This is a genomic window from Rathayibacter sp. AY1F2 (genome assembly GCF_002930885.1).
Lineage (GTDB): Bacteria > Actinomycetota > Actinomycetes > Actinomycetales > Microbacteriaceae > Rathayibacter.
Genome location: NZ_PSVG01000044.1, coordinates 1 through 4,587, shown reverse-complemented (window position 1 = coordinate 4,587; position 4,587 = coordinate 1). Strand labels below are relative to the sequence as shown.

Here is a 4,587-nt window from a genome sequence, read left to right as displayed (position 1 = left end):
CGTACATCAAGGACGGCGAGAACGCCCCGGCCGCGTCGAGTATCCCGTTCGATGTCACCGTGCCTGCCGATGGGCTCTGGGTGATGGGCGACAACCGGGAGAACTCCGCCGACTCCCGCCTCCAACAGGGCACGCCCTCCAAGGGCTTCGTCCCGATCGACAACGTGACAGGCCGAGCCGTCGCGATCACGTGGCCGATCGACCGATGGCGCTGGCTCGACAACTTCCCCAACACGTTCCAGGGCCTCGATCCACGCTAGAAGCGACCTCCTACAGAATCAGCCTGGGCGAGCCGACCGATCCCCTAGCCCCACCGGGCAAAGGACGCCATGCTCGCGTCGCTTGTGCAGACGACCTCGAGCATTCGAATGTTCACGGTCGTCTGCACGAGTGCCGCAACGGCACGAAGAGTCGTGCAGGCGACCGCGAGGAACGACACTGATTGTCAGTGTTCGCACTCCTCTGCACGCGGGCGCTGCGCCGCGCAATTGCGCGGATGTCGGCCGCCGCTCAGCCGTCGACGTCGCGCTTTACACCTGGTCGACGTCAAGACGTTGGCCGGCGCTGCGCGGGTGTCCGGATAGCAACCCCTCATCGGACGCCCGCAGCGGCGGCCATGGCCGGTACGGTGGCCGCATGAAGGACGACGAAGAACGTCACAACCTGGTGGCACTCACCGAGATCCTCAACGGCTACATCAGAGCGATCGAGAACCCCGAGAAGCTGTTTCAGGTGTGCGCGAACGTCTCGGGAGGTCGCGACAACGAGAGGGCAGCCGTCGCCGCGGCATTCGAGGTCAGCGACGTGGTGGCCAATGCGATTCTTGACTTGCAAGTGAGGCGCTTCACGCCGAGGTCGATCGAGCAGATGCGGAACGAACTGGCCGATTACAACCGTCGACTAGTCGAACTCAACCGACCGTAGGCGATCCCCATACGGGACGAGCCGCCGCCGTGGCCGGTGTAGAAGTCACGCCGACCTCAGGAAGCGTTGATGTCCCCGTGGATCGTCAGGAACCAGGCCGTGTCGCCGTCCGCGTTTGACGCGGTGGCCTCGACAGTCGAAATCGGCTTCTCGCCGAGCGACGCCGGGTCGATCTCGTGCGGGCCATCGGCACAGTCGATCGCCTCGAGGGTCGTCGTCGTCCTCGTCGTCGGGCCTCCTGCCGTGGACAGCGATCCGATCTCGAGATCGATCACTCCGTCCCCGAGACATTCAAAGGTGATCGCTGTCGGCAGGGCGGGTCGCGCGAGAGTCGCTTCGACGTGGCCACCATCATCGTCGGCGTTAGCGTTCAGCGAGAGGATCGCAACAACGTCACGGCCCGTTTCCACATCCGCTTGGCGCTCTGCACGCCACTGAGTGATGCGAGGGTCCTCCCCAGATATCGGGGCGCAGCCTGCGAGAGACGCCACGAGAACAAGACCAACTACTGCGCTGATGGGACGGTGCCTCATCGCTACACAGTAGGGGCAGGCGATCGCAGATGGACGAACTTCTGACCTGATGGCGAGATAGTGAAGCTCAGCGCTGAACAACCGGGCCTCTGTGCCCACGTCGATCGGATCTGTGCCTTGCGGTCCTACTCTCCCCACTGTCGCGTTCAGCACTACGGATCCTTGGCGGAACCGTGCCGGTGAACGATCGTTCACCGGACGGATGGGGCCGTTTCGCACGGCTCCCATTACGTTCGGGCTGGTGCCGGACATGTAATCGGTATGAGCACCCAAAACGGAGCACCCGTGGCCGACCCACTCGACGACCTGATTCGCCGTGCCGTGCCGCCGACCCGGCAGTCGTATCCCGCGTTACGCGGCGATGCGGACCGTCTTGCTCGCTTGGCGGTCGAGGAGGTCGGCGACAGTACTCGTCGTCCGCGGCGACGTCGCAACCTGTGGCTGGTCGGCGCGCTGAGCGTCGCCGGCCTGAGCCTTGGCGTCACGGGCGCAGTGGCAGGCCCCGCGATTCTCGACTGGGCAGGCTTCACCCCAGACGCAGCCGTCCAGCGCTCCTTCGACCTTGGAGACGGGCAGGGCAATGTTCTCTGCCAGGTCGCGATTCGGGTCGAGCCGGATTACTCCGCCGGCCAGGGCGCAGACGTCGAGCGTGAGGCGCGCGAAGCGCGCGTGTTCCTCAGTACCCACGACTGGGACCCGACGATCGCGAGCGTCGACGCCGAGGCCAGACGTACCGCCATCGAGCAGGAGCAAAGAGAGGCAGACGCCCGTGGCTTCACCGCGGATCCTGGGATCGCGGTGACCCGGCTGATCGCGGACCGCATCATCGAGCAGTTCAGAGAGGCCGGATACGGCGAAGGCGTCTCCGTCGAATCGGCCGGCGGCTGCAACATCACAGAGGAGCAGGCGCCGTGAAGGCCAAAAGGACCGCCGTCCTAGAGGCCGTCTACCTCGCCAACGCCTCTGACCTGCTCAGCTATTTCGAGCGCCGCGTCTCGCCCGTCGCGGACGCAGCGGATCTGCTCAGCGACACCTACCTCGTCGCTTGGCGCAAAGTCGACTCCATCCCAACGGATCCAGAGCAAGCACGCATGTGGCTGTTCGGCGTCGCCCGCCGCACCCTTGCCAACGCTCAGCGGGGAAATGCCCGCCGCTCCGATCTGGCCATGAAGCTCGCCGGGACGTTGCGGGCGATGCCACTCGAGGAGCCCACCGCGGAGCATCTCGACGTCCGACGCGCGCTCGACGCGATCGCTCCCGACCAGGCGGAGCTCATCAAGCTCGTGCTCTGGGACGGCTTCACCGTCATCGATGCCGGCAGGATCCTCGGCCTCTCCGCCAGCACCGCACGTGGACGATACCAACGCGCCCGCACAGCTCTCCGCGAACTGCTCACGGAGAAACAGCTCGTCACGGACGCCACCAGTTAGCTCCGGCCTGCCCCTGCGACCGAAGCGCTGAACGATCCCAATCCGGGACGCGAAGCGCGGCTGCGATGATCAGTCCATGCATCGAACAGTGGGCAGAGTGGTCAGCCGGTGACACCACCGCAATCAGACGCGAGAACGGTTCGCGCGAGGATCCGTCTCCGTCCAATCAGCGACGGCGGCCGAAGGCGCCCATCGGTCTCGACGGAAGGTACCGACCTCATGTCGTCGTCGGCGGCGACGGAACGCATCTCGGCGTGATCGTGCGCAGCAGCGAGGCTACTGAAGTCGATCCCGGCGAGACGAGCGAAGTGACCCTTCAGCTTCTGTACGACATCGACTACAGCTCCCTCAGCGCCGGAGCGGCCTTCACTATCGTTGAAGGCCCCAAAGCCATAGGTGACGGACAAGTCCTCTGAAGCAGTCGCCTCGGTAGGCCGCCATGCTCTGAAGACACGATCGAGCGCGTCGCCCGCAGAACTGCGCCGCAGCGTCCGCTGCGATGCTCGGCCGCACCGCGTGACGACCCGGTGATCGATCCCCTAACGGACAGCACCGGAGTAAGGCAGCGTGAATGAGCGACGACTCCTTGGCACGACCACGGACACAGGCTTGGATGAGCAAATGCAGACGCTCATCCCCCTGTCAGGCCGCGAGCTGTGGACCACGACTCATGGCGCCGGCACCGATGAAGACACGACGATCGCGATCGATCGCGGACTGCACGTCGCGCGCTGCTCGGTCCGCACCATGGTGCGCCCCGGGACTCGCGTCGGACCCCACGGTCACGTACACGGGATGGTGACCGACCCCGTGACGATCGCCTCCCTCGCCGCCGGCTGTCTCCTCCTCGGCACGCTCCCCACAGACTCCCGAAAGCGCGATGGGGTCGCCGTGATCGAGGAAGTCGAAGCTCGTTCGCTCGCTCTCGCCCAAGACCGAGACGGATGGACCGTCTCGGTACTCCCTGTCGACGGGATCGACTACGCCCTCTTCTCGCGCACCATCCCGGAGGGCACGATCGCACATGCCGACCTCGGATGGGCCGTCATCGCCATGTGGAGCACCGGCAGCGTCTACGACGGACCTCTACAACGAGCGGACATCAATCCGGAGGATCACCTGCCCGACCGGTAACCCATCCCCATACGGAAGGGTCTGCCGGCACCAGGCCCGTTGGGAAATCGGGCTTTAGTCGAAGAGGGTCTTTCGGACGTCCTCCACGAGGTTCTCGACTGCAAGCTCAGGCAGCGCTCGGCTGAGAAGGTCGCCCCGCCTGATGACGATCATGGGTACGACGACCTCTCCAGTCGGCCCCTGAGCAACGAGCTCGATCACGCGGTAGATCCGGGCCCCGTCCTGCAGCAGACCAGGCCGAACCGCCATAACGCGCTCTCTCCGCAGGACAATCACGGCGCGAGGACGAGAGGCACCCATGAAGAAGCGGACCGTCGAGCTCTGATCGATGGCCATCGTCGCGGAAACCCCTGGGATGATCCGGCTCCGCATTCCGAGGTCGCGAGCCGCAGCAGCGAGGGACGTCTTGGTCACGATGGGAACGAGCAATGATCCCGGACGCCTGCGGAGGATCTCGCTCTCGCGTAGCACAGTCCGTCGAGAGACGACCGATCCGCCCACTGCGATGATCGCCATCGCCCCGACGATTCCGCCGATCATCGCCAGCCACGTGCTGCCGGTTCGGG

Annotated in this window: 8 protein-coding genes; 6 read left to right on the top strand and 2 right to left on the bottom strand. The window is 65.3% G+C overall.

Annotation, left to right across the window (positions count from 1 at the left end; genetic code table 11):
- Together lepB and C5C54_RS17270 are read left to right on the top strand one after the other, a co-directional pair.
- The coding region (gene lepB, locus C5C54_RS17275; protein ID WP_104288884.1) for a signal peptidase I at positions 1–260 on the top strand (260 nt) is incomplete at its 5' end.
- A 376-nt stretch (positions 261–636) separates the two neighbouring features.
- The gene (locus tag C5C54_RS17270; protein ID WP_146078895.1) at positions 637–924 is read left to right on the top strand and encodes a hypothetical protein; all 288 of its coding nucleotides are present in this window, start codon (positions 637–639) and stop codon (positions 922–924) included.
- 56 nt (positions 925–980) lie between these two features.
- Here the strand turns inward: C5C54_RS17270 and C5C54_RS17265 are convergent, their stop codons facing one another.
- A complete protein-coding gene (locus C5C54_RS17265; RefSeq protein WP_104263138.1) occupies positions 981–1,199 on the bottom strand; it encodes a hypothetical protein in 219 nt (72 codons plus the stop codon).
- Between the two features lie 543 nt (positions 1,200–1,742).
- On the opposite strand from C5C54_RS17265, the gene C5C54_RS17260 reads away from it, so the two are divergent.
- The 4 genes from C5C54_RS17260 (at position 1,743) to C5C54_RS17250 (ending at position 4,021) form a co-directional block, all read left to right on the top strand.
- Complete coding sequence (locus C5C54_RS17260; RefSeq protein WP_104288882.1) at positions 1,743–2,372, top strand: hypothetical protein; 630 nt, start codon at positions 1,743–1,745, stop codon at positions 2,370–2,372.
- Entirely contained in the window at positions 2,369–2,887 is a 519-nt protein-coding gene (locus C5C54_RS17255) for an RNA polymerase sigma factor (RefSeq protein ID WP_104248170.1), read from the top strand. Before C5C54_RS17260 ends, C5C54_RS17255 begins: the two co-directional genes overlap by 4 nt.
- A 254-nt stretch (positions 2,888–3,141) precedes the next feature.
- Positions 3,142–3,303, top strand: a complete 162-nt coding sequence (locus tag C5C54_RS18110) for a hypothetical protein (protein WP_181027273.1) — start codon at positions 3,142–3,144, stop codon at positions 3,301–3,303.
- 205 nt (positions 3,304–3,508) lie between these two features.
- On the top strand, positions 3,509–4,021 hold the full coding sequence (locus tag C5C54_RS17250; RefSeq protein WP_104263136.1) for a hypothetical protein: 513 nt from the start codon (positions 3,509–3,511) through the stop codon (positions 4,019–4,021).
- 54 nt (positions 4,022–4,075) lie between these two features.
- On the opposite strand, the gene C5C54_RS17245 is transcribed toward C5C54_RS17250, so the two are convergent.
- Positions 4,076–4,587: hypothetical protein (locus C5C54_RS17245; protein WP_219812225.1), on the bottom strand; the 512-nt coding region annotated here is incomplete at its 5' end.

Bases quoted from the DNA above. Each gene is read 5' to 3' on its own strand.
- C5C54_RS17270 (WP_146078895.1), top strand. From the start codon at position 637: ATGAAGGACGACGAAGAACGTCACAACCTGGTGGCACTCACCGAGATC.
- C5C54_RS17250 (WP_104263136.1), top strand. From the start codon at position 3,509: ATGCAGACGCTCATCCCCCTGTCAGGCCGCGAGCTGTGGACCACGACT.